Here is a 23,338-nt window from a genome sequence, read left to right as displayed (position 1 = left end):
CCCGCCCACGCTCTCCACAGGAGATCCACAGACTGTCCACAGCGCTTGAGCGGGCCTGGAAGGGCCGACAGTATCCATGTGCACAGCTGTGTTCAAGACGTTGTCCACAGCCTAGTGGTACCTGGGTACACATACTGTGGACGTGGGGCCGGCGGTGGACAAGTGGCCTGTGGATTAGTGGATAACCGGTCCGGTTTGACCTGGACGGTGCTTGCCCCGTAACGTACGACGGTCGGCTTGTCACGCGACGGCTATTTCGCGTGCCCTCGCTTCCTTGACAGGCCATCCATGAGTGTTAAGCGCCTTCGTGGCGCACCATCAAGCCTGGAGCCCACCCGTGAGCAAGCGTACTTTCCAGCCGAACAACCGTCGCCGCGCGAAGACCCACGGCTTCCGGCTGCGGATGCGCACCCGGGCCGGTCGCGCCATCCTCGCCGCTCGCCGCCGTAAGGGCCGCGAGAAGCTGTCGGCCTGATCGTCCCTCGCGTTAGCAGCCCGCCGGTGCCTCATACCGGCGGGCGTTAGACGTATACGGTGCTGTCCCGTCAATCCCGCATGCGCCGCGGGGAGGAGTTCGAGGCGGCGGTCAAGCGCGGCAAACGCGCCGGCCGCCCAACTCTCGTGGTGCATTTCACCATTTCCGGGGAAGAGTCACCCCGGGTCGGTTTCGTCGTGAGCAAGGCCGTCGGTGGCGCGGTGACCAGGAACAAGGTCAAGCGGCGGCTTCGACACCTCATGCGGGACCGTCTCGACGCGCTGCCACGAGGTAGCCTGCTTGTGGTACGCGCCAACCCACCGGCCGCGTCCGCGGGATTCGAGCAACTGGCCGCCGAACTCGATCTCGCGCTGGCTCGTTTGCTCAGGCGGCGCGAGTCCTCGACGGGCGGACAGAAGAGATGACGGAGCAACCGCAAGGGGCGGCGCCGGGCCTGGCGGCCCGGGCGCTGATCGTCCCCATCCGGTTCTACCGGGCGTTCATCAGCCCGCTGCTCGGTCCACGCTGCCGGTTCTACCCGTCCTGCAGCCAGTACGGACTCGAAGCGATCGCCGTACATGGAGCATTGCGCGGCACATGGCTGACTGTCCGGCGCATCGGGCGGTGCCACCCATTCCATCCCGGAGGTATTGACCCGGTGCCCCCACGCCCGGTCCGGTCCCACGAAACGCAAGGGAGATAGCTCGGTGGAGCTGTCCTGGCTGAGCTGGCTGTACCAAGCCGTAGCCCAAGTCATCATCTGGATCCATACTGCATACAGCACGGTCCTCAACCCGGACAGCGGGCTGACCTGGGCGTTGACGATCATCACGCTGACCGTGTTCATGCGGATCCTGATCTTCCCGCTCTTCCTCAAGCAGATGCGATCGTCGCGGAAGATGCAGGAACTCGCCCCCAAGGTTCAAGAGCTGCGCAAGCGTTACAAGAACGACAAGCAGCGGATGAACCAGGAGGTCATGGCGCTCTACCAGGGCGCTGGCGCCAACCCGCTCGGCGGCTGCCTGCCGGTCGTGGCCCAGTTCCCGATCTTCATCTCCATGTTCACCGTGCTGCACAACATGGCCGACGGTCACGCCAAGTACGGCATGACGCAGGAGCTGGTCGACAGCGCCAGGGCGGCGCACATCTTCGGCGCACCGCTGCCCGCCAACTTCTGGATGTCGGAGGCGCAGCTCCAGACGTTCGGCGCCGGCAACATCCAGACCAAGGTGGTCCTGGGGATCTTCGTCGCGATCAGCTCGCTGACCACGTTCCTCACCGTCCGGCAGAGCGTCACCCGCTCCATGGCTCAGATGCCGGACAACCCCATGGCGCAGCAGCAGAAGATCCTCATGTACATCTCGCCGCTGTTCGCCTTCTTCAGCCTCAACTTCCCCCTCGGTCTGATCATGTACTGGGTCACCACCAACCTGTGGACGCTCGGTCAGCAGCACTGGTTCTACAGCCGCAACCCGATGCCGCAGTACGACGCCAAGGGCAATGTCATGCCGGTCGAGCCGAAGGCCGGTCTGATCGGCAAGCTCCGCAAGACCACTCCGGAAGAACAGGCCCCGCCGCCCCCTCCGGAGCCTAAGATCATCAGACAGCAGCCGAGCAGGCAGAGCCGCAGCAAGCGCACCGGCAGCAAGAAGTCGTGAACACGAAGGAGAGGCCGGCCATGACCGAGGCCGAGCAGGAGAAGGCTCCTGATCTCAATGCGCTGGAGCAGGAAGGCGAGATCGCTGCCGACTACGTCGAAGGGCTTCTCGACATCGCCGACATCGACGGCGACATCGACATGGACGTCGAAGGCGATCGCGCCATGGTCTCCGTCGTCGGGCTGAAGGGGACGGAGCTGGTCGGGCCGGCCGGAGAGGTTCTCGAGGCGCTGCAGGAGCTGACCCGCCTGGCCGTGCACCGGCAGACGGGGGAGCGCTCGCGGCTGATGCTCGACGTGGCGGGCTACCGCGAACGCCGCCGGGCCGAGCTCACCAAGCTCGGCACCGAGATCGCCAATCAGGTCAAGGAGCGGAGCGAGCCCAAGTCGCTGCAGCCGATGACCCCGTTCGAACGCAAGATCGTCCACGACGCGGTGGCCGCCGCCGGACTCCGCAGCGAGTCCGAGGGTGAGGAGCCGCAGCGGTACGTGGTGGTCCTGCCCGCCTGAGGCGCGTCACGCCATCCGATCCGGCCGTCTGCCCGCCGTCGCGCGCGGTAGACGGCCGTTTCGCGTTCATGACCTCTGTCTTCGGTACGGAGCCGCGGTCGGCAAGGCCGGGCGGGGACCCCGGCGGCGGGGTCGGTCGCACCAGGGCCGGCCGACGGCGCGCTCACAGGCCACCTTCATCCGGGCCCGCTAGTCTTCCCTTGTGATCTCACCCTTAGCCTTGGGTGAAGACCGGACTCTCAGACACCGTCGCCTTACCGTGTTGATTCCGCTTCCTTCGCGTCGGGGTCACGAGACCAGGCGGCGAACCCGTTCCAGCACGCACGACACCGAGCATGGGCGACCAGCCCCAGAAAGGCCACCGACCAGTGAGCGATGAGCTTCCGGAGCCTCCGGAGATAGCGCGGGACGTCTTCGTCGGGGAGGCTTGGGACCGTGCCGGCGCGTTCGCCGAGCTGCTCGCGGGACCCGGCGTGGTCCGCGGACTGCTGGGTCCGCGGGAGGTGCCCCGGATCTGGGATCGCCACCTGCTCAACTGCGCCGTCGTGGCCGAGGCCGTGCCGGAGGAGGTGCGGCTGGTGGACATCGGCTCCGGCGCCGGCCTGCCCGGGCTGGTGCTGGCGATCGTCCGGCAGGACATCACGGTTACGCTGCTGGAGCCGCTGCTGCGTCGTACCGTGTTCCTGGAGGAATGCGTCGAGGCGCTCAAGCTCGACAACGTCGAGGTGCTGCGCGGCCGAGCGGAGGAACTGGCCGGTCAGCGCGAGTTCGACGTGGCCAGCGCTCGCGCGGTCGCGCCGCTCGACCGGCTCCTGACCTGGGCGATGCCGCTGTTGCGCGAGGGCGGCGAGCTGATCGCGATGAAGGGGGAGCGGGCCGCCGGCGAACTCGCCGAAGCGCAGTCGCAATTGCAGGCCAGCGGAGCCCGAACGGCCGAGCTTGTGACCGTCGGGCACGGTAAGGTCGAGCCGCCTGCAACATTGGTTCGGGTGGTAGCGGGTCGCGCGCCAGAGCGAGCCAGGCGGCGACGAAGGAGGTGACGGTTGTGCCAGTCGCGTCAAGCGGTCTTGGCTGGCCGGGCAGCCGTCCGTCTGAGAGCCCAACCGGAGTTGGCTGGCCCGAAATGGGCGTGTCGCGACAGCAAATTCCCGGCACCGGCACACCACTGGTTGAAAGGATGGCCATCGTGACCCAGACCCCCCTGAACCCCGGTGATTCGCCGTTGGTACGAGAGGCGCTCAGCTCAGTGGTTTCACGTGAAACATCTGCAACCCAGACGGCCACCCAGCCCGGCGAGACCTCCGGCGATGGCGACGGCACCTGGCCGCGCCCGTCTGAGACCCGAGTGATCGCGGTAGCCAACCAGAAAGGCGGCGTGGGCAAGACGACCACGTCGGTCAACATCGCCGCCGCCCTGTCGATGCACGGCCAGCGTGTCCTCGTAGTGGACCTCGACCCCCAGGGCAACGCTTCCACGGCTTTGGCGACCGAGCATCGTGGCGACGTTCCCGATGTGTACCAGGTGCTGGTGGACGATCTTCCCATGGCGGACATCGTCAAGCAGGTGCCGGAGATGCCGAACCTCTATTGCGCACCCGCCACCATTGACCTTGCCGGTGCTGAGATCGAGCTGGTCTCGTTGGTGGCCAGAGAGGCGCGGCTGCGGCGGGCGCTGGCGGCGTACGAGGCGATGGAGCTCGACTACATCATCATCGACTGCCCGCCCTCACTCGGCCTGCTGACCGTCAACGCGCTGGTGGCCGCGGACGAGGTGATGATCCCGATCCAGTGCGAGTACTACGCCCTTGAGGGCCTCGGGCAGCTGCTCAGGAACGTGGACCTGATCAAGGCCCACCTCAACCCGACGCTGAGCCTGTCGACGATCGTGCTGACGATGTACGACGGCCGCACCCGGCTGGCTTCGCAGGTGGCCGACGAGGTACGGGCGCACTTCGGGGACACGGTGCTCAACACGGTGATCCCGCGGAGCGTGCGGTTGTCGGAGGCGCCCAGTTATGGGCAGTCGGTGATGACGTACGATCCGGGGTCGAGCGGGGCGATGGCGTACATGGACGCGGCCCGCGAGATCGCCCACCGCGCCACCGTCGCCTGACCTTCACTCGTCGCCACGTTGGAGTTGAGCCGGACGGGCGGGCTCGCGGATGCCGTGACTTCGCGAGTTCGATGAGCACTTCAGGCCAGCCGATGATGCGCGCCGGCCTTCGCTGATTCGGGTGGTATCCCGACGGAGCACATCGCCGACCCTCGCGCTGGCTGCAGCTCATCCAGACACCCGCTGCACGACACCGCGCCCGGCATCATGAGGCGCGGCGTCGACATCGAGTCGGCATCGCCAGGCGGGCGTAGGGGAAGCCGGGAGCTGGATTGTGCGCGGCATGTCCGTGTCGTGCCGCGCCGATCTGTCGTGCCGCCCCGATCTGTCGTGCGGCGCCTATTTGTCGTGCGGCCGTGCTGCCTCGTCAACCGCCATGCCACCCGACTTCGGTTGAGGCGGCCAGGAAGGGCGGCAGGGAACGGATCTCCTTCAGCCGGCTCTGCCGACGGCGGTGCACCTCTGGACTGACGATGCGCTTCCATGCCGGCGGTGTTTGCCGTGTCGGGTCGTGCTCTGCCGTGCAGACGGTGCTCTGCTTGTGCCGAGTCCGCGCTCTGCCGGGCCTACGCTCACCCCGGCCTACGCTCACCCGGGCCCGTGCTCACCCGGGCCCACGCCCACCTGGGCCCGTGCTCTGCCAGGGTCGTGCTCTGCAGGGTGGCGGTGTGTCCGTGGACGCCCGTCTGAGCACCCGGCACCAGAACGCAGCGGCGTCGCGCGGGAGCACCCCTGTGCAAGCAACTCCTACGAGGACCCCGTGCGGGCCCTGTATGGCGGCCTGCCTCACTGCCCATGTGGTTCCCGATCTACGTCACCTCCATCCCCGTCGCATGCGTACCGAGGCGCTTGAGTACTCCCGCGCGGGCACCTCCGTGTGAGCACCGCCGTGCGGGCACTCTCGGGCGAGCACCCTCATGCGACCAGCCTCCGTCGGACGCGGGACTGCGGCCGCAGACTACGGACGCCGTCATCGGGCGTGGGCCACGAGCGGACCTATGGGCGTGAACTACGGGGGTGAACTACGGGGTGCATCCACATCTTGGGGCTCAGTCACGGGTTGGGCAGGTTTGTGACCGTGTCGGTGTAAATCCAACTGGGCGGTGTGTGGCGAGGGGGCACTACGTCGGGCCCACGACGGTAACCTTCCCTGGAGTGACCGGAATCGACCGGCTGGATGAGGAGACGCAGTGAGTCAGCAGCGGCGGGGATTGGGCAAGGGGCTCGGGGCGCTCATCCCGACCGGTCCCATCGTTGACGGCACGGGGACGGCGCCGTCCCCTGCGAATGGTTCAACGGGGGAGACGGGGCCGAAGCCGATCGCCGGGGCGTACTTCAAAGAGGTCGCCCTGTCTGCGATCGTCCCCAATCCACGTCAGCCTCGTAAGGTTTTCGACGATGAGCGCTTGGAGGAGTTGGCGGCATCCATCCGTGAGGTCGGTCTGCTGCAGCCGATCGTTGTTCGCTCGGTGGGTGGCGGCCAGTACGAGCTCATCATGGGGGAGCGGCGCTGGCGGGCCTGCCAGCAGGTCGGTTTGGACCCGGTGCCGACGATTGTGCGCAACACCCAGGACACCGATCTCCTGCGGGACGCGCTGATCGAGAACTTGCAACGTGAGCAGCTGAACGCTCTTGAAGAGGCGGCGGCCTATCAGCAGCTGCTTGACGACTTTCAGGCGACGCACGAACAGCTCGCCCAGAAGGTCGGTCGTTCCCGCTCCCACATCACGAACACTCTCCGCCTGCTGAACCTCCCACCCGAAGTCCAGCGTACGGTGGCGGCCGGTGTCATCAGCGCCGGCCACGCCCGCGCCCTCCTCGGTCTCAACAGCGCCGAAGAACAACTACAGCTCGCCAAGCGAATCGTCGCCGAACTCCTGTCGGTACGGGCGGTCGAGGAGATCGTCGCCATGGGCAGCGCCACGGCGGCCCAGAAGCCAGTACGGGAGCGCCAGCCGGCCAAGCCCACCGCCCCCGGCCTCACCCACCTCGCCGACCGCCTCTCGGATCATTTCGAGACCAAGGTGAAGGTGGACCTGGGACGCCGGAAGGGGCGGATCGTCGTGGAGTTCGCCACGATCGACGACCTCGAGCGCATCATCGGAACGATGGCCCCGGAGGCGGCACGGGCGATGCGAGAGTCCGAGGACTAACCGACCAAGGGTTGGGCGTGTGTTTCACGTGAAACACACGCCCTTCGTCTTGCCCAGCAACACCCACATCGCCAACCTCCTATCGCTCCCACAAACCTCCAAACCCCCGCCGTCCTCCGTCCCCGCCGTCCTCCGTCCCCGCCATCCGTCGCCATCCGTCCCCGCCACACGTCGCCATCCGTCGCCATCCGTCCCCGCCACACGTCGCCACACGTCGCCATCCGTCCCCGCCACACGTCGCCACACGTCGCCATCCGTCCCCGCCACACGTCGCCACACGTCGCCATCCGTCCCCGCCACACGTCGCCACCCATCGCCATCCGTCCCCGCCACACGTCGCCACACGTCGCCATCCGTCCCCGCCACACGTCGCCACACGTCGCCATCCGTCCCCGCCACACGTCGCCACCCATCGCCATCCGTCCCCGCCACACGTCGCCACCCATCGCCGCCCACCGCCTCCCGCCATCGACCGCCTCCGGTTGTCGCCAGCTCTCGCAACCGTCTCCGCTCCGTCGCGACGCGCCTTCGGACCCCATCACCCGTCCATGTCTCCGCCATCCGGGCCCGTCGCCACCCGTCGCCAGCTTCCTCACCCGTCTCCGCGTCCGTAGCCACGCCTCTTCTGGTCCCACCACTCGTGGACCGTCTCTTCCGTCCGGTCCGTCGCCACGTATCGCCGGACCCCCGCAATCAGTCACCGCGTCCGTCGCTACACGCCTCCAGACCCCGCAACCTTCCGTCGTCTCCGCGTCCGTCGTCTCCGCCTGTCGCCACGCATCGCCAGCTCCTCGCGACCCGTCTCCGGGTCCGTCGCCACGCGCCTCCCGCCCCTCGTCACCGCGCCCGTCGCTACGCGCGCCTCCGGACCCCGCAACCTTCCGTCGTCTCGTCGTACGTCGTTTCCGGCGTCCGGCGTCTTCCCGCTTACCGGTTGAGAGCAACGCCGTCTTCGCCGCGCTTCTGGTCTCCTTCCGCCGTCCGCTGTCTTGGCACCCTGTACAGGACGTCCATCGCCGAGCGCGTGTGGTTGAAGCAGGCGAGCTTCCCGGCTTCTCTGCCGCCACCCATCTCCGGCTCCCGAACCTTCCTGCTTCTCGGCCGCCGCATCTCGGCCTTCGCCTCGGGGCGATCGCGGCTGTGGGGGCCCGGGTTGCTTCCTGTCCTTCGATCGCAGCGCCTTTCGGGTGGGCTTGCTGAGTTGATCCGAGCTGCCTGGGGTGACTGAGGGGTGGTGCGGTCAGCTCGACCAAACGACGTTCCGCCTTGCATCCTCGCGTCCGGGATGAGGAACGGGGGGCTCAGGTGAGTCTTCTCGCCCTGAGCGGGAGGGGCTTGCTCGTCGTTGGTTTCACGTGAAACACGTGCGGCGGGGCAGTCATCGAGTCGACCGCGCGGGCGTGTTTCACGTGAAACGCAAGAGCGTGGGGGATGGGGGGAGCGGGGCGAGCGTGAGGATCAGCGTCAGTGGGTGCCGTCCGACGCGTACGCCGCCCAGCGCTCAGCTCGTTCGACGGACGCGCCGCCTCGCGGGCGCGCCGTTCGACCCACGTGGCGCCCGACGCCGGTGCCGCCCCGCGTGCGCGCCGTCCACGTACGCCCGGCGTGCTTGTCGTCCGACGCCTGCGGCCCGGCGCGAGTGCGGTCCGGCTTGCGTGCCGTTCCACGGGTGCGTGCTGTCCGGCGCGCGCGCTGTCCGCCGTGTGTACCCCGTCCCGATGTACACGCGCCGCCGGATGTGCGTCCGCCCGGTGTGCGTGCCGCCCCGGCGTGCGCGATGTTCGATGTGCGTGCCGCCCGGTGCGCGGGCCGGCCAGGGGACGCGTGCCGCCGGGTACAGGCGCCGCCAGTTGTGCGGGCCGTTCGGCGTTCGTGCGATGTGCTTGCCGTCTGAGATTCGCCCGGCGTGCGTGCGGTCCGACGCATGTGCCGTTGGACGTGCGTGCCGCCGGGTGGGCGGGCCGGCTAACGTGCGCTTGTCGTCGGGTGCACGCGCCGCATGCGGGCTGCTCGCTGTGCGCGGCGTTCGACGTGTGCCCGGCGTACTTGCCGTCCGACGTTTGTGTCGCCGGGTGAGCGGGCCGGCCGACGTGCTGGTTGCCTGGTGCGGGTAGTCCGCCGTGCACGCGCCGCAGGGTGTGTGGGACGCCCGGCGTACGTGGGGTTCGGCGTACGTGCCGCCTGGTTTGCGGGTTGTTCGGCCTGCGCGCCGTCGCGCGTCGTGCAGGCCGTCGAAGGGTGACATTGAACCGAGGCGTTTCGATGTCCGTCCGCTGCCGACCGACTGCGTTCGCCGGTCGGGTGCGGCGGATGAAGGCGTGGGGTGAACGCGTGGATCGCCCTCGGGTGGATCGCCCGCGTGGGGAGTCGTCGGTGATGTTGCCGTGGAGGTCGTGCCGTTGCGGTGCCGGTCGGTGTTCTTGGTGGCGGTAGTTGGATGTGCCTGTGTGGTGATCGACTTTTGTGGTGATCCAGTTCGCGAGGCTTCGGCTTTCCCGTCTCCCGGGGCTCGGTGTTGCTAGGCGGAGGTGGCCTTGTGGAGGTCGTCGAGGAAGTCGTCCACTTGTTCCGGGGTGGTGTCGAAGGCGGTCATCCAGCGGACTGTGCCGATGGTCTCGTCCCAGTAGTGGAACAGGTAGCGCTGGCGGAGGGTCTCGGCCACGGCGATCGGGAGCGTGGCGAAGACGGCGTTGCCCTCGACGGGGTAGGCGAGTGAGACGCCGGGGACATCGGTCAGTCCATCCGCGAGGCGGGCGGCCATGCGGTTGGCGTGGGCTGCGTTCTGGCGCCAGAGTTCGTCCGTGAGGAGCGCCGAGAGTTGGGCTGAGATGAAGCGCATCTTCGAGGCGAGTTGGAGCGACTGGCGGCGAAGGAACGGGACGCCGTCCGCCAGAGACGGGTCGAGGACCACGACGGCCTCCGCGGCCAGGGCGCCGTTCTTCGTGCCGCCGAAGCTGAACACGTCCACTCCGGCGTCCGTGGTGATGGCCTTCAGATCGCAGTCGAGGTACGCGGCCGCGTTGGCGAGTCTGGCGCCGTCCACGTGAAGCCGGAGCCCCTTTGCGTGAGCCGTCTCGGCGAGGGCGGCGATCTCGGCGGGGGAGTAGCAGGTGCCGAGTTCCGTGACCTGAGAGATGGAGACGACGGCCGGCTGAGATTCGTGGGGGTTGCCGACCCCGCCGAGGCGTGACTCGATGTCGGCCGGGCGCAGTTTGCCGTCCGCTGTCGGGATCGTCATGAGCTTCACCCCGAGCAGCCGCTCCGACGCCCCCGCTTCGTGGGTGGCGATGTGGGCGCTGTCGGCGCAGAGGATGGCGTCGTACCGGCCGAGCATGAGGGCGAGGCCGACCATGTTGGCGCCCGCCCCGTTGATGACGGCGAACCCCTGCGCCTGCGGGCCGAACGTCTCCTTCGCCTTGGTCTCGAACGTCGACGTCCAGCTGTCGTCGCCGTACGCGGGGGCGTCTCCTTGGTTCGCCGCGGTGATGGCTTCGAGGATGGTGGGGTGTACGCCGGCGTGGTTGTCGCTGGCGAAACTCTTGGGGTACATCGAATCGATCAGCACAGGGCAAGGCTACTTATGGGACGGAGGTTGCCAGTGCCCACCCCTACGAGCCAAGCCTCGTGCTGTCCGGTCGGAGCCAACTCTCGTCTGGACGTCTGATCTCGGCTCGGCCCGCCTCACCTCGGTTCGGACCGGATAGGTACCCGTGCTTCTTGCTCAGGTGCCTCTCGCTCGGACGTCTCGTGTGGCGACTCGGTTCGGCTTGGGCGGGTCGGTGAGGCTGCCGGTTCGAGTTCGGTGCCGCCACTGGTCGGCTGTCCTCGCTCAGGCGTCATTCCCGCTCGATCGTGCTGGCGGACTTCGGTGCACGACCAGAGGCGGAGGCGTTCGAGGGTGGTGCTGGACGCGTCGCACCCTCGGGTGAATGGTGAACGGGGGAGACGACGTCGGTGTTGGAGGCGGTGCAGACGTCTGAGTGGGTGACTGTCAGAGTCCGTTGTTCAGACCGGACGTCATCGCTCGGACATCTGGGATCGGTCGTCTCGGCCTGGGGTCGGCTCCGGTCGGCTGTCTCCGTCGGGTTGGTCTCGCTCGGCCGTCTGGGGCGGCGTCCGTCTGGAGATGGCCGTTTGAGGCGTCCTGGTTGCGTCCGTCGTGGGTCTGGCTCAGCTCCGCTCGGACGTCTTCGCTGGGGTGCTCCGCTCGGCGGTCGCCTGCCCGGATGAACGCACTCCGTACAGCTAGGGCGGCAGAGTGGGAAGCGGATGGCAGGGTCACAGTCGGCCGGGACGATCGCAGCGGATCGTCCTGCTGCGTGCCCAGGGTGCGCGGACGGTCAGCACCGAGTTTGCGCCGCTGCCATTCAGGTACGCCCAGGGCATCGTTCTCCGCCGCGCCGGCCAAGCGTGCGCGTGCGTGCGGCAGGCCGTCGAGGGGGCCGAGCCGGTCCGTCGCCGACCACGCCCACGTACGACGCGTCCTCGGACGCAGCCTGTGCGGTGGGCTGCTCGCGGGTGGTCGGGTCAGGTGCGGGAGGCGGCGTTCTGGAGGAGGGTGCGGCAGAGGTCACCGAGGTCCTGGCCGGCGGCCTCCGCCGACATCGGCAGCAGCGACGTCTCCGTCATGCCGGGCGCCACGTTGACCTCCAGGAAATGCGGCACCCCGTCGGCGTCCACGATCAGGTCGGTACGGGAGATGTCCCGCAGGCCCAGGGCGGTGTGTGCGGTGACCGCCGTCTCGGCGCAGGCGGTGGCCGCCTGGGCGGACAGGCGGGCCGGGGCGAAGAACTCGGTGTGGCCGGCGGTGTAGCGGGCCGCGTAGTCGTAGACGCCTTCGTCCGGGACGATCTCGACGGCGGGCAGGGCCACCGGACCGTTGCCGAAGTCGACGACGGAGACCGCCACCTCCACGCCCTCCACGTACCGCTCGATCAGCGCCGTGTCGCCGTACGCGAAGCAGCCGACCATCGCCGCGGGCAGCTCTTCGGCGGTGCGGACGATGGAGGCGCCCAGCGCGGATCCGCCACGGGCGGGCTTGACGAAGAGGGGCAGCCCGAGCCGCTCCACGATGCGCCCGAGCACCACCGTGGCGCCGAGATCGTGGAACGTCTCCTTCGGCAGCGTGACGGACTCGGGCGTACGTACGCCGAAGGAGCGGACGACGGCCTTGGCGGTGGGCTTGTCGAAGGCCACCCGGCACGCGTCGGGATCGGCACCGACGTAGGGGACGTTGAGCAGCTCCAGCACGGAACGGATGGCGCCGTCCTCGCCGGCGCCGCCGTGCAGGGTCACGAACACCGCGTCCGGCGGGTCGGCCAGGATCGAGGGGACGAGTGAGGCGTCGGTGTCGCGGGCCTCGACGTCGACGCCCGCCGCGCGCAGCACCTCGCTGACCCGGCGACCCGAGCGCAGAGACACCTCCCGCTCATAGGAGAGGCCTCCGGCCAGCACGAGCACGTGGCCCAGATCGCTCATCACATCTCCTCTGCTGATGCCGCTGATGGCACGCCGTCCAACCGTACCGGCGTGGGCGGTGAAGGGTGTACGGGGAGGTGTCTTCTGGTGCCTTCTCCATCAGAAGTCCGCTGGAGTGCCGGCCTGTGCCCCGGAAGGACGTCCGCTCCTCCAGGAGCGGCCACACCGGGAGGCCAGGAGACGGGAAAGGGGGCCGGCGTCGCCCGCCGGCCCCCTAGAAGTCCTCCCGGCGGTCAGGCCAGGTCGGGCCCGGGCGTGTCGACGCCTTGGTGGTCGCGGGTGGACGACGTGCCGAACGTGTCTCTCAGCTGCATCTCCTGGTCGATCACCCCGGCCAGCCGCCGCACCCCTTCACGGATCCGGTCGGGCTCGGGGTAGCAGTAGGACAGCCGCATGTGCCGCGCCCCGCTGCCGTCGGAGAAGAACCCGGTCCCGGGTACGAACGCCACCCGCTCGGCCACGGCCCTGGGCAGGATCGCCTTCGAGTCGAGCCCTTCGGGCAGCGTGGCCCAGACGAAGAAGCCGCCCCCAGGCCTGGTCCAGGTGACCTCGGGCGGCATCAGCGCTTCGAGCGCGTCGAGCAGCGCGTCGCGGCGCTCGCGGTAGAGCTCCCTGAACGTCTTGATCTGCTCCTGCCACGGCTGCGTGGCCAGGTATTCGCCCACCGCGAGCTGCGTGAACGAGGAGTGGGACAGCACGGCCGACTCCATGGCGAGCACGAGCTTCTCGCGGATGGCGTGCGGGGCCAGCGCCCAGCCGACGCGGAAGCCGGGGGCGAGGGTCTTGGAGAACGAACCGAGATAGACCACGCCGTCGGGATTGTCGGCCCGCAGCGCCGGCAGGGGATCACCGTCGAAGCCGAGCAGCCCGTACGGGTTGTCCTCGATGATGAGGATCCCGGCCCGCTGGCAGATGTCGAGCACCTGCTGCCGGCGGGCGATGTTGAGCGTGACGCCGCCGGGGTTGTGGAAGGTCGGGATCGTGTAGAGGAACTTGATCGGCGCCCCGGCCGTCTCCAGCGCGTAGATGGTCTGCGCCAGCGACTCGGGCACGATGCCCTGATCGTCCATGGCGATATGGACCACTTTCGCCTGGTAGGCGGCGAACGTCCCTAGAGCTCCCACGTACGAGGGCCCCTCGGCCAGGATCACGTCACCCGGGTCGATGAAGATCCGGGTGATCAGGTCGAGGGCCTGTTGCGAACCGACGGTGACGACCACGTCGTTCGCCCCGGCGTTGATCCCCTCCAGCCGCATGACCTCGCAGATCTGCTCACGCAGATGCGGGTCGCCCTGGCCGGAGCCGTACTGCAGCGCGACGGGGCCGCGCCGGGTGACGAGCTCGGAGACGAGCTCGCCGACCATGTCGAGGGGGAGCGCCGTGACGTACGGCATGCCGCCGGCGAGCGAGACCACCTCGGGCCTGGACGCGACGGCGAAGAGAGCTCGGATCTCGGAGGCGACCATCCCGGTAGCTCGCGCGGCATACCGATCGACGTAGGCGTCGATGCGCGACCCTTGGGTCGCGGGTGTCTGACCGTGATCCCGCTCTTCCGTCACGGCCCACCTCCTAGGTTCATATCGGACGGAAATACCAGATTACGCCAGACGGACATGTCGCCCGTCGCCGGGCTCGCCGGTGGTGGTGTCCGCTGGCGGCATCTTCACTGAGCTACGATGCCACCTGTAGACGCGGTTTTCGCGCGCTTTTCCGGGTCAAGGATAGGGGCCGTAGTTGTCGCGCCGGCTGGTCAACATAACCCTGGACAATGTGGAAGATCTACCGCGGCGCTGCCGAAGGTGCGTCTTCTGGGAGCTCGATCCCATGAGCGGGGAGCGGGCGGTCGATTCAGGCGATCCTGCGCTGGAGAAGGAGGCCTGGATCTCCGGCACCCTGCTCGAATGGGGCAGTTGCGGGAAGATCGCCTATGTCGACGGGGTGCCGGCGGGGTTCGTGCTCTACAGCCCGCCGCTCTACACGCCGCGTTCCGTGGCCTTTCCCACCTCGCCGGTCAGCGCCGACGCCGTGCTGCTGATGACCGCGCACATCATTCCCGAGTTCTCCGGCGGCGGGCTGGGCCGGATGCTGATTCAAGGGGTGGCCAAGGACCTGACGCGGCGCGGGGTGAAAGCCATTGAAGCTTTCGGGGACCTCAAGTGGGAAGAACCTAGTTGTGTAGTTCCTGCCGAATATCTGCTTTCCGTGGGGTTTAAGACGGTTCGTCCGCATTTGCGATTTCCGCGGCTCCGACTGGAACTGAAGAGCGCCGTTTCGTGGCGTGAGGACGTCGAGGTGGCGCTGGAACGGCTGCTCGGCTCCATGAGCCCGGAACGGGCGCTACGTCCCGTCTGAGAGCGACTCAGAGCCGCACAGACGAACGCAGCCGCGCCGACGAGAGCCGGCCGACGCAGGCCTGTACCAAGCCGGGCCAAGGGAGCTGGACACGCGAAAGCCCCTCGTGAGCCAGAACGAGGGGCTTTCGGCGGGCCGAGCACGCCCCTAGACCGGGCGAGCCCCCGCAGGGGGCGTGCTAGATGATGCCCTCGAGCTCGCGAAGCAGCATGGCCTTCGGCTTGGCGCCGATGATCTGCTTCACGACCTCGCCATTCTTGTAGACGTTCATCGTGGGGATCTGGAGCACACCGTACTCGCGCGGAACCTCAGGATTCTCGTCGATGTTCAGCTTGACGATCTCCAGCTTGTCGCCGTGCTCCTTCTCGATCTCCTGCAGGATGGGCGCGACCTGACGGCACGGGCCGCACCACTCGGCCCAGAAGTCGACCAGCACGGGCTTGTCGCTCTTGAGGACCTCGGACTGGAATGTGGCGTCGGTGACAGCCTTCACGGTAGCGCTCCTTACTTCTCGTGGTTCGCGAGCCAGCGCTCGGAGTCGAGCGAGGCCGCACAGCCGGTGCCGGCCGCGGTGATGGCCTGGCGGTAGGTGTGGTCCACCACGTCACCTGCGGCGAAGACGCCGTCGACGTTGGTCGCGGTGGTCGGCGAGGCGACCTTGATGTAGCCGTCCTCGTCGAGGTCGATCTGGCCCTTGACCAGCTCGGTGCGCGGATCGTGGCCGATGGCCAGGAACAGCGCGTCGGTGGCCAGCTCGCACTCTTCGCCGGTCTTGACGTTGCGCAGCTTCACGGCCTCGACCTTGGTGTCGCCGAGCACGTCGACGACCTCGGAGTCCCAGACGAAGCGGATATTGTCGTTGGCCAGGGCCCGGTCCTGCATGATCTTGCTGGCCCGCAGTGAGTCACGGCGGTGCACCACCGTCACCATGCGCCCGAACCTGGTCAGGAACGTGGCCTCCTCCATCGCGGTGTCGCCGCCGCCCACGACCACGATGTCCTTGTTGCGGAAGAAGAACCCGTCACAGGTCGCGCACCAGGACACGCCGTGCCCGGACAGCCGCTTCTCGTTCTCCAGGCCGAGCTCGCGATAACCGGAGCCCATGGCCAGGATGACCGACTTGGCGTAGTAGGTCTCGGTGTGGGTCTTGACGACCTTGGGGTTGGCCTCCAGGTCGACCTCGACGACGTCGTCCGCGACCAGCTCGGCGCCGAACCGCTCGGCCTGCTTGCGCAGGTTGTCCATCAGGTCGGGGCCCATGATGCCGTCGGGGAACCCGGGGAAGTTCTCCACATCGGTGGTGTTCATCAGCGCACCACCGGCGGTGACGGAACCCTCGAAGATCAACGGCTTGAGTTCGGCGCGCGCGGAGTAGACGGCCGCGGTATAGCCTGCTGGGCCGGATCCGATAATGATCACGTTACGAACGTCGCTCAACGCTCCCACGCCTTCCTCGTCTGCTGTTGCCACCGGCGTCAACAGATCCTAGGCCGCCGAGATTCCCGCCCCTACCGGGCAACGCCATGACACGGCCGAGACAAAACGAAAGAGCCCGCCGAAGCGGGCTCTGACGTGCAGCTTTGCCTACCAGCGGCCCAGGGAGGGCTTGCGCAGGTTCTTGCAGCTGAACGGATCGACGACGTCGATGCGGACCTTCTTGGCGGCCCGCTGCTTCCACGAGGCCACGATGAGCGCCTCCTGGCCGTTGTACTGGCCCTGGTCCACCGCGAACACGTCGAGCTTGGCCCGCCGCGACACGGTGGTGACGCACTTGGCGACCTCGTCGGCGCTGGATGAGCTGCCGATGATGGGAGCCGGACCCAGGAAGCTCTGCAGGGACATCCGCAGCTCGGGGTCGCTGTAGTTGTGGTTGCTGTCGGTCAGCGCGTAGGACTTGGCTCTCACCGCGTCTCTCGTCGGCTGCTGGGGCGTCGACGGCCGCGACTGGGTCTGCGGGGGCAGGGCGACCGGTGCCGCGCCGCCTCCGCCGCCTCCTCCTGCGGCCAGCAGGTTGGTGGAGGCCACGGCCGTGCCGACCACGACGGCCGCCGCCGCTGCCGCGACCGCGGGCATCGCCCATCGGCGCCGCCGGATCGTCCGGCTCCTGGCCGGGACGATGTCGCCGTTGTCGGAGACCACGCCGAGCCGGACCGGCTGGGGGACCTCATCGACGCCCGTCACGCCTGGAGGCGCGGGCTGTGGCGTCTCGGCCTGCCGCTCCCACGGGGAGTCCCGCATGAGCTCGTCCCAGTCCGGTGCTTCCGCCAGGCCGACACCTCCGCCGCGCCTGGAGTCCGCCTCGGCGGCCAGGGCTTTGTCGATGCGCAGTGCGACACCCATCGGCATGGCCGGAGTGGGGGTCGCCGCCAGCACCTCGCGAACCGCCGCCAGGTCGGCCAGTAGCTCCCCACAGGGGTCGCAGACCGCGAGATGCCCGCGGACCTGGCGCGCCGTGCCGACGTCCAAGAGGTCCTCGGCCAGTTCGGCGAGGATCTCAAGATCGTAGTGCGTATCACCCGTCACGAAGTTCTGCTCCCTTCGCGGATGAGACGCGATTGAGTTCCGATCGGTTCCGCAGATGCGAAAGAATTGGGGCAAGTTTCGCGCGTCCTCGGGCACACCTGCTCTTCACCGTGCCGCTCGGCACCTGGAGCACCTGAGCTGCGTCTTCGACCGAATAGCCCATCATGTCCACCAGCACCAACGCTGCGCGCTGGTCGTTGGGCAGCAGTTTGAGCGCGGCCGAAACCTCCATGGAGACCTCGCGCTCGACGGTCTGGTCGGGCAGCGGGGTCTCGCGCTCCGCGGCCTCGATGAGCTCGTCGTCGGCGACCGGTCTGACGGACTTGCGGCGCATCCGGTCGAGGCACGCGTTGACCACGATCCGGTGCAGCCAGGTGGTGACGGCCGCCTCGCCACGGAACGTGGCGGCCTTGCGATATGCGGAGACGAAGGCGTCCTGCACGGCGTCGGCGGCCTCGTCGGGGTCACCGAGCGTACGCAGGGCGACCGCCCACATGCGGTCGCGGTGCCTTTTGACGATTTCGCTGAAGGCGTGTGGATCCCCATGGATGTGCGCGGTCAGCAGCTCGGCGTCTGTGACCGCCGGCCGCTCCGCTGCTGAGGGTGTCTCGGGTGGGGAGTTCACAAGAGAGTTTCCTGATTATGCCGATCCGGGAGAGTGCACCACTACCTCATAGATGGTGCCATGAAAAGTGCCTGCATCCGTCGGAACACGCGTAAACCAGATCAAAACGTACTGACCGCTTGCTGCCTGGTCAGGGGTAAGGGTGGTTTTACCTGCGGCGTTCTTCTCGGTCGCCACGGTCTTCAACGAGTCGAGATCGGCTGAGTCGCCCACCTTGAGCTCGACGTTCGCGCCCGGCGCATCCGACAGCGTAGCGACCACGTCGCTGATCTGCACGGACTTGCCCATGTCGAGCAGCAGGCCCACGCCGTCCTTGAGGCGGCCCAGGTCGGCGCTGGTGTAGGTCTCGGTCTTCCACAAGGTGCTGGGCTTGCCGTCGATGGCCAGCTTCGCCAGGTCGGGCTTCTCGTCGCCGTCGCCCAGCGGGTCGAAGCCGCGCGCCTTGTCCGGCTTGACGGTCTCGGCGGCGGCCGAGGCGGACGCGGAGGCCGTGGGCTCGGCGCTGGCCGTCCCCGGCGTGGTCGGGCTGCCCAGGCTGCGGCCGATCGTCCAGGCGCCGACGCCGACAGCGGCGATGACCAGCAGCACCACCAGCGTCATCAGCACCCGGTTGAGCGTGCTGCCGCCGCCGTTGGAGGGCCGGCGCGGCGGCGCGGGAGGCAGCGGCGGGGGAGTGGAGGCCTTGTGCCGGTGGGCGATGTCGAGGCCCTCGGTGTGGGAGGCCGAGGCCACGGCGGGCGTCGAGGGGTAGGAGATGGGGATCGGCATCGGCCTGGCCACGTCGGCCAGCGCCTCGGCCACCTCAGATGGGGTGGTCAGCGGGCTCTGGCCCCGGCGTGACTCGGGCAGGCAGGCGCGCACGGTGACGGCGTCGAGGTAGCCGGGCACGCCGGCGGTGACCTGGCGGGGCGTGCAGAAGTGGCCGTCGATCATGGGGGCCGCGGGCAGGCCGCCCTCTTCCTCGTCGCCCGGCCAGTGGCCGGTCAGCCCGGCGTACAGCAGCCGGCCCAGCCCCTCGGCGTCGTCGAGCGCCGGCTGGTCGGTGGTCAGGCCGTACATGGCCGCGTCGACGGCCACGCCGAGCACCTTGACCGTGTTGCCGGTCGTCCACACCAGATGGGAGGGCTGCAGGCACAGATGGAAGAGCTGCGCCTCGTGGGCGTGCGCGAGCGCCTCGGCGGCCTCGGCGACCAGCCCGGCCGCACGGTCGGGCTCCAGCGGCCCCGAGGCCAGCAGGTCGGTCAGGGTCTCGCCGGTGACCCACTCGCTGACGACGTAGGAGGCCTTCTCGTCCTCGGCGGCGTCGAACACCTGGGTCAGGCGGGGGTCGGTCAGCCTGCTCGCCGCGCGCGCGGCGGTGACGACCTCGTGGACACGGGGAAAAGAGGAGTCGAAAGTGTGCACGGCCACGGGCCGGGCGAGGATCTCGTCGATGGCCTTCCACAACGTGGCGCCTTCGGACTCGCTTACGCGGTCCTCGAGCCTGAATCGCTCGGCTAGACGAGTGCCGGGTTCGACGGCCGACGTGCTGCTCACTGGCTCACTCCGCTGGGCCGATCGGGCGTGCTCATTATTGGACGCGCCTGCGTGGTGGTGTCCCACGAAGGCACGTTATGTCGGATGGATCCGCCCACGCCCCTCCTGCTTCCATTCGCGCGTGTCGGGCTCCATGGTAGTGCCGAGAAGATTCCGCCCGCGTTCTTTACCGACCTACCCGCCTCGCGACCATCCCAACGATCGAGTTGACCTCGGGAATGCGCATTCTGTGGGCAACGCCGAGATACAGCAGCATGCCGAGCCCGCCGCCGATCGCCAGCACGATCACCGAGTTGAGGAAGTCGAGCCCGCCGAAGACCGTGGTGAACAGCCAGACCGAGGCCAGCGCCAGCACGGCCGTGGGGATGGCGGCCAGATACATCCTGGTCATCGCCATGCCGACGGCCCAGCCGCCCAGCCCCCGCACCCGGCGGGAGGCCAGCATCCAGGCCAGGACCGCGCCCAGCCCGTACGCGATCGCGTACGCCAGAGCCAGCCCCATCACCGCGTACTGGGCCGGCAGCAGCACGAAGAACAGCACCATGAGCAGCGCGTTGACCACCGTCGTGCCCGCCCCGATGAACACCGGCGTGCGCGTGTCACCGAAGCTGTAGAAGACGCGCAGCAGCAGCTGGAACACCGCGAACGGCACCAGCGCCAGCCCGTAGACCTGCAGCACGTTGCCGATGTAGACGGCGTCGGCGACGCTGTTGGCGCCGTGGCCGTAGATGGGCACGGTGATCGCCGGGCCGAGCACCATGAGCAGCAGCGACACCGGCACCATCAGCGAGCAGACGAGCCGCACGCTGGAGCCGAACTCGGTCCGCACGTCGGCGAAGCGCCCGTCGGCCACCGCCCGGCTCATCCGCGGCAGCATCGCCGTGATCACCGAGACGCCGATGACCCCGTACGGGAGCTGGAAAAGCTGGAACGCCAACGTGTACGGGCTGATGCCGTGACCGGCGACCACGTTGCCCGCCGAGCTGGCCAGGTTGGTCGTCAGCATGAAGCCGAGCTGGGTGACCACCACGTAGCCGATCGTCCACACGCCGGCCCTGCCCATCTCGCCGAGCCGGGCGTTGCGCAGGTCGAAGCGGGGCACGAAGGCGAACCCGACCCGCCGCAGCGCCACGATGAGCACCACGGCCTGCCCCACGATGCCCGCCGTGGTGCCGAGGCCGAGGAGCGCGAGGTCGGTGTCGGTGACCTTGTCGATGTCGCCGCCGGTGCCGACCACGGCGTAGAGCACGAACACCACGATGACGACGAGGTTGTTGACCACCGGGGCCCACATGGGGGCGCCGTAGCGGTCACGCGTGTTGAGGATGGCCCCGGCCACCGCGCCGACGCCGAAGAAGGCGAGTTGCGGCAGGATGAAGCGGGCCAGCGTGACCGCGACCTCGAAGCGCCTGCTGCCCGGGTCCCAGTCGGTGTAGAGGTCGATCAGCAGCGGCGCGGCCAGCACGGCCGCCACCGCGACCACGATCAGCGCGACCGTGGAGATCGTCAGCAGCCGCTGCTCGTAGGCCCGCCCGCCGTCCTCGTCGCTCTGCTGGGCCCGGACGATCATCGGCACCACGACGCTGCTCAGCACGCCGAGCAGCAGCAGGTCGAGGATGCTGTACGGGATCGCGTACGCCGCGTTGTAGGCGTCGCCCAGGGCCGCCGTGCCGATGGCGTAGGCGAGCACCATCGTCCGCACGAACCCCGTGACCCTGGACACCATGGTGCCCGCCGCCATGATGGCGCTGGCCCGAAGCATGCGGCTCATACGGATTCACTCTCCCGGGTCTTGGCCCGCGCGAGTCTACGCTGGGACCGGCGGCGCAGCAGCCGGGTCACCACGGCCGCGAGCATCACGGTCAGCGCCGCACCCACGATCACCAGGGCGATCCCGGTGTAGCCGGTGGTGCGGATGGTCAGGCGCTGCGGTTTGCTGTACGCCTGGCCGTCGGCGGTCCGCAGCTGCACGGTCACGGTGGCGTCGCCGCTGGTGTCGGGGGCGGCGCTCATCGGGACCTGGATCGTGCCGATCTGGCCTCCGCCGATCGGCAGCGACCAGACCGGCCGGTCGGCGTTGATCAGCAGCAGCTCGGGGTTGTTGGACTTGACCTCGACGAGCAGCTCGACGGGAGTGGACAGCGAGTTCTTCACGCTGATGGGCACGACGCCGTTGCTGCCGGCCAGCGTACGCGGCCGGTCGGGACCGGAGCCGGTGATCTGGATCTTGTTCGTCTGGGCGTCCACCACCGCGCTGACCAGCTTGGTGGCCGCCCGGCCGGCGCGGGTGCTGTTGCGCCAGGCCGACGAGGTGAGCCGCAGCACCGCCGCGTCGAAGCGCGACTGCGTCTTCTCGGCCGTGATCAGCGAGGTGAGCTGGGCCTTCGACCAGGCGTCCGCGACCGGAGCGAGGTATTTCCTGCTCAGCTCCTCCTTGCGGTCCTGCTCGGTGTAGGTCAGGCCGGCCCGCGGCACGGACGCCTTGCCCGGCTTGAGCGACTCCAGCGGGGCCAGCTGCAGCCACGGCAGCCGGCCGGCCGTCTTGATCAGCGCGGTGACCAGCGCGGGGTTGGGGGACCAGCGCCGCGAGGGGGCGACGACGAGCGACCTCGGCAGAACCTGCCCCGGCTCGCCGGCGACCATCGCGGTCTCGGCGATGAAGCGCTGCGTGCTGAGCAGGACGGACGTGCCGGAGGCCGGCTCGAACAGCTTGCTCAGCTCGGCGTCGGCGACCAGCGCCGTGACGGGGCCGTTGACCGAGTCGAGCGTCGCGGCGGCGTCGGGCGTGGTGGTGACGGGCGGCTGCGGTGGCAGGTTGGTGGAGTTGAGCAGCACCGTGTTGACGCCGCTGATCGCGAGCAGGTCGAGCGCGTCGGGGTCGAGCACGCCCGCGGCCGGCCAGTTGACGTTGGTCTTCGCGTTGCGGCTGAGCAGCGCCTTGGCGCTCTGCCCGCCCAGCTCGATGGCCCGCTTGGTCTGCGAGTCGAGCCCCTGGTGCGCCAGCGCGGCCACGTCGGGGTCGGCGTAGGGGATCGCGGCCACGGGTGAGGAGGCCAGCGCGGTGCGCATGTCCGTCAGCCACTGCCCGGCCGCGGTGCTGACCGGCTTGGACTGCTCGCCGTCCTTCGTCCTGACCTTGTACCCCTTGGTCATCGCGTTGAGGTCGTCGAGCAGCGCCGGATCGAACACCCAGGTGACGCTGGTGGGCGCGGACTGTGCGATCTGCAGCAGGTCGGCCAGGCGGCCCTTGCCCGCGATCGACTGGCTGAGCTTGTCGTCGATGAACAGGCTGTCGTCGGTGGCGCGGTGGGGCTGGTCGATGACGGGCAGCGCGATGGCGAGCTTGTTGCGCGGGGGACGCTGCGGCGTGACCGGCGCGTACGTGAGCATGGTGCGCTCCGCCGTGATCGGCACGCGGTACTGGGCGACGTCGACCGCGATCCGGTAGACGCCGAACTCGCGCAGGCCGAGCTGCACGGGGGTGGCGGTGATCTCCCAGCGCTGCGAGGCGCCCGCGGCGAGCGGCGGGATGTCCATGAACGAGTTACGCGTGGACACGTTGAACGGCAGCGTCTGGTTGTTCTGGTCGCTCAGATAAGCGGCCATGGCGGCGCGGTCGGTGACCTTCTGGGCGTCGTAGCGCAGCCGTGCCTGGAGGCCGGACATGGGGGCGCCGGTGCCGTTGCGGACCGTACCGGTGATCTTGATCACATCGGTCACGTTCTTCGGCACGTCCGGAGTGATCGACGTGATCGACACGGAGAGTTCCTGCCGCGCCGCGGCAGAGGCGGAGGAGACGCTCGTCTTCGTGGCAGCCGCGCCCGGCGCCACCGCCACCAGGGGGGCGAGCAGCGCGGCTGACAACGCGGCGAGCAGCGTGGCCTTACGGATCACGCGAATGCCCGGCCTGGACTAC

Annotated in this window: 19 protein-coding genes; 9 read left to right on the top strand and 10 right to left on the bottom strand. The window is 68.7% G+C overall.

The annotated features are described in order from the left end of the window. The first annotated feature begins 337 nt into the window (after nucleotides 1-337). From rpmH to OIE67_RS47600, 8 genes are all read left to right on the top strand, one after another. A complete protein-coding gene (rpmH, locus tag OIE67_RS47635) occupies nucleotides 338-475 on the top strand; it encodes a 50S ribosomal protein L34 (protein WP_043614899.1) in 138 nt (45 codons plus the stop codon). A gap of 59 nt (nucleotides 476-534) precedes the next feature. After that, nucleotides 535-900, top strand: a complete 366-nt coding sequence (rnpA, locus tag OIE67_RS47630; RefSeq protein ID WP_106252714.1) for a ribonuclease P protein component — start codon at nucleotides 535-537, stop codon at nucleotides 898-900. Next, nucleotides 897-1,178: a membrane protein insertion efficiency factor YidD gene (yidD, locus tag OIE67_RS47625; RefSeq protein ID WP_106252716.1), complete on the top strand. Its 282-nt coding sequence runs from the start codon at nucleotides 897-899 to the stop codon at nucleotides 1,176-1,178. Before rnpA ends, yidD begins: the two co-directional genes overlap by 4 nt. Nucleotides 1,179-1,182: 4 nt before the next feature. Continuing rightward, the gene (yidC, locus tag OIE67_RS47620) at nucleotides 1,183-2,133 is read left to right on the top strand and encodes a membrane protein insertase YidC (RefSeq protein ID WP_326633035.1); all 951 of its coding nucleotides are present in this window, start codon (nucleotides 1,183-1,185) and stop codon (nucleotides 2,131-2,133) included. Between the two features lie 20 nt (nucleotides 2,134-2,153). Continuing rightward, the gene (locus tag OIE67_RS47615; protein ID WP_326645710.1) at nucleotides 2,154-2,642 is read left to right on the top strand and encodes a Jag family protein; all 489 of its coding nucleotides are present in this window, start codon (nucleotides 2,154-2,156) and stop codon (nucleotides 2,640-2,642) included. 335 nt (nucleotides 2,643-2,977) lie between these two features. Next, nucleotides 2,978-3,682, top strand: a complete 705-nt coding sequence (gene rsmG / locus OIE67_RS47610) for a 16S rRNA (guanine(527)-N(7))-methyltransferase RsmG (protein WP_326633033.1) — start codon at nucleotides 2,978-2,980, stop codon at nucleotides 3,680-3,682. Between the two features lie 137 nt (nucleotides 3,683-3,819). Next, nucleotides 3,820-4,755: a ParA family protein gene (locus OIE67_RS47605; RefSeq protein ID WP_326645708.1), complete on the top strand. Its 936-nt coding sequence runs from the start codon at nucleotides 3,820-3,822 to the stop codon at nucleotides 4,753-4,755. A gap of 1,190 nt (nucleotides 4,756-5,945) precedes the next feature. Then, on the top strand, nucleotides 5,946-6,908 hold the full coding sequence (locus OIE67_RS47600) for a ParB/RepB/Spo0J family partition protein (protein WP_326633031.1): 963 nt from the start codon (nucleotides 5,946-5,948) through the stop codon (nucleotides 6,906-6,908). 2,518 nt (nucleotides 6,909-9,426) lie between these two features. Here OIE67_RS47600 and OIE67_RS47595 read toward each other — a convergent pair. The 3 genes from OIE67_RS47595 to OIE67_RS47585 form a co-directional block, all read right to left on the bottom strand. Beyond that, on the bottom strand, nucleotides 9,427-10,473 hold the full coding sequence (locus tag OIE67_RS47595; protein ID WP_326633029.1) for a threonine aldolase family protein: 1,047 nt from the start codon (nucleotides 10,471-10,473) through the stop codon (nucleotides 9,427-9,429). A gap of 962 nt (nucleotides 10,474-11,435) precedes the next feature. Next, nucleotides 11,436-12,386 carry a D-alanine--D-alanine ligase family protein gene (locus OIE67_RS47590; RefSeq protein ID WP_326633027.1) on the bottom strand — a complete coding sequence of 317 codons (951 nt, stop codon included), beginning with the start codon at nucleotides 12,384-12,386 and terminating at the stop codon, nucleotides 11,436-11,438. Between the two features lie 233 nt (nucleotides 12,387-12,619). Next, nucleotides 12,620-13,852, bottom strand: coding sequence for an aminotransferase-like domain-containing protein (locus OIE67_RS47585; RefSeq protein ID WP_245956003.1), 1,233 nt, complete (start codon nucleotides 13,850-13,852; stop codon nucleotides 12,620-12,622). A 358-nt stretch (nucleotides 13,853-14,210) separates the two neighbouring features. Between OIE67_RS47585 and OIE67_RS47580 the strand changes: the two genes are divergently transcribed. Then, nucleotides 14,211-14,738, top strand: coding sequence for a GNAT family N-acetyltransferase (locus OIE67_RS47580; RefSeq protein ID WP_245955976.1), 528 nt, complete (start codon nucleotides 14,211-14,213; stop codon nucleotides 14,736-14,738). Between the two features lie 178 nt (nucleotides 14,739-14,916). Here OIE67_RS47580 and trxA read toward each other — a convergent pair whose 3' ends face one another. From trxA to OIE67_RS47545, 7 genes are all read right to left on the bottom strand, one after another. Further along, a complete protein-coding gene (gene trxA / locus OIE67_RS47575; protein WP_326633025.1) occupies nucleotides 14,917-15,231 on the bottom strand; it encodes a thioredoxin in 315 nt (104 codons plus the stop codon). An 11-nt stretch (nucleotides 15,232-15,242) separates the two neighbouring features. Continuing rightward, nucleotides 15,243-16,175, bottom strand: a complete 933-nt coding sequence (gene trxB, locus OIE67_RS47570) for a thioredoxin-disulfide reductase (RefSeq protein WP_326633023.1) — start codon at nucleotides 16,173-16,175, stop codon at nucleotides 15,243-15,245. A 147-nt stretch (nucleotides 16,176-16,322) separates the two neighbouring features. After that, the gene (locus tag OIE67_RS47565; protein ID WP_326633021.1) at nucleotides 16,323-17,261 is read right to left on the bottom strand and encodes an anti-sigma factor; all 939 of its coding nucleotides are present in this window, start codon (nucleotides 17,259-17,261) and stop codon (nucleotides 16,323-16,325) included. Further along, the gene (sigM, locus tag OIE67_RS47560; protein WP_106242843.1) at nucleotides 17,251-17,886 is read right to left on the bottom strand and encodes an RNA polymerase sigma factor SigM; all 636 of its coding nucleotides are present in this window, start codon (nucleotides 17,884-17,886) and stop codon (nucleotides 17,251-17,253) included. Before sigM ends, OIE67_RS47565 begins: the two co-directional genes overlap by 11 nt. Nucleotides 17,887-17,901: 15 nt before the next feature. Beyond that, nucleotides 17,902-19,332, bottom strand: coding sequence for a protein kinase family protein (locus OIE67_RS47555; RefSeq protein ID WP_326633018.1), 1,431 nt, complete (start codon nucleotides 19,330-19,332; stop codon nucleotides 17,902-17,904). A 256-nt stretch (nucleotides 19,333-19,588) separates the two neighbouring features. Continuing rightward, nucleotides 19,589-21,193, bottom strand: coding sequence for a murein biosynthesis integral membrane protein MurJ (gene murJ / locus OIE67_RS47550; RefSeq protein WP_326633016.1), 1,605 nt, complete (start codon nucleotides 21,191-21,193; stop codon nucleotides 19,589-19,591). After that, the gene (locus tag OIE67_RS47545) at nucleotides 21,190-23,316 is read right to left on the bottom strand and encodes a DUF6049 family protein (RefSeq protein ID WP_326633014.1); all 2,127 of its coding nucleotides are present in this window, start codon (nucleotides 23,314-23,316) and stop codon (nucleotides 21,190-21,192) included. Before OIE67_RS47545 ends, murJ begins: the two co-directional genes overlap by 4 nt. Nucleotides 23,317-23,338: the final 22 nt, after the last annotated feature.

This window comes from Nonomuraea fuscirosea (assembly GCF_035917475.1).
Taxonomy (GTDB): domain Bacteria; phylum Actinomycetota; class Actinomycetes; order Streptosporangiales; family Streptosporangiaceae; genus Nonomuraea; species Nonomuraea fuscirosea.
This window is presented reverse-complemented; position numbering and strand designations above follow the sequence as displayed.

Coding starts and splice junctions, on each gene's coding strand:
- OIE67_RS47615 (WP_326645710.1), top strand. CDS start 2,154: ATGACCGAGGCCGAGCAGGAGAAGGCTCCTGATCTCAATGCGCTGGAG.
- rsmG (WP_326633033.1), top strand. CDS start 2,978: ATGGGCGACCAGCCCCAGAAAGGCCACCGACCAGTGAGCGATGAGCTT.
- murJ (WP_326633016.1), bottom strand. CDS start 21,193: ATGAGCCGCATGCTTCGGGCCAGCGCCATCATGGCGGCGGGCACCATG.
- yidD (WP_106252716.1), top strand. CDS start 897: ATGACGGAGCAACCGCAAGGGGCGGCGCCGGGCCTGGCGGCCCGGGCG.
- OIE67_RS47605 (WP_326645708.1), top strand. CDS start 3,820: ATGGCCATCGTGACCCAGACCCCCCTGAACCCCGGTGATTCGCCGTTG.
- OIE67_RS47590 (WP_326633027.1), bottom strand. CDS start 12,386: ATGAGCGATCTGGGCCACGTGCTCGTGCTGGCCGGAGGCCTCTCCTAT.
- OIE67_RS47585 (WP_245956003.1), bottom strand. CDS start 13,852: ATGGTCGCCTCCGAGATCCGAGCTCTCTTCGCCGTCGCGTCCAGGCCC.
- OIE67_RS47580 (WP_245955976.1), top strand. CDS start 14,211: ATGAGCGGGGAGCGGGCGGTCGATTCAGGCGATCCTGCGCTGGAGAAG.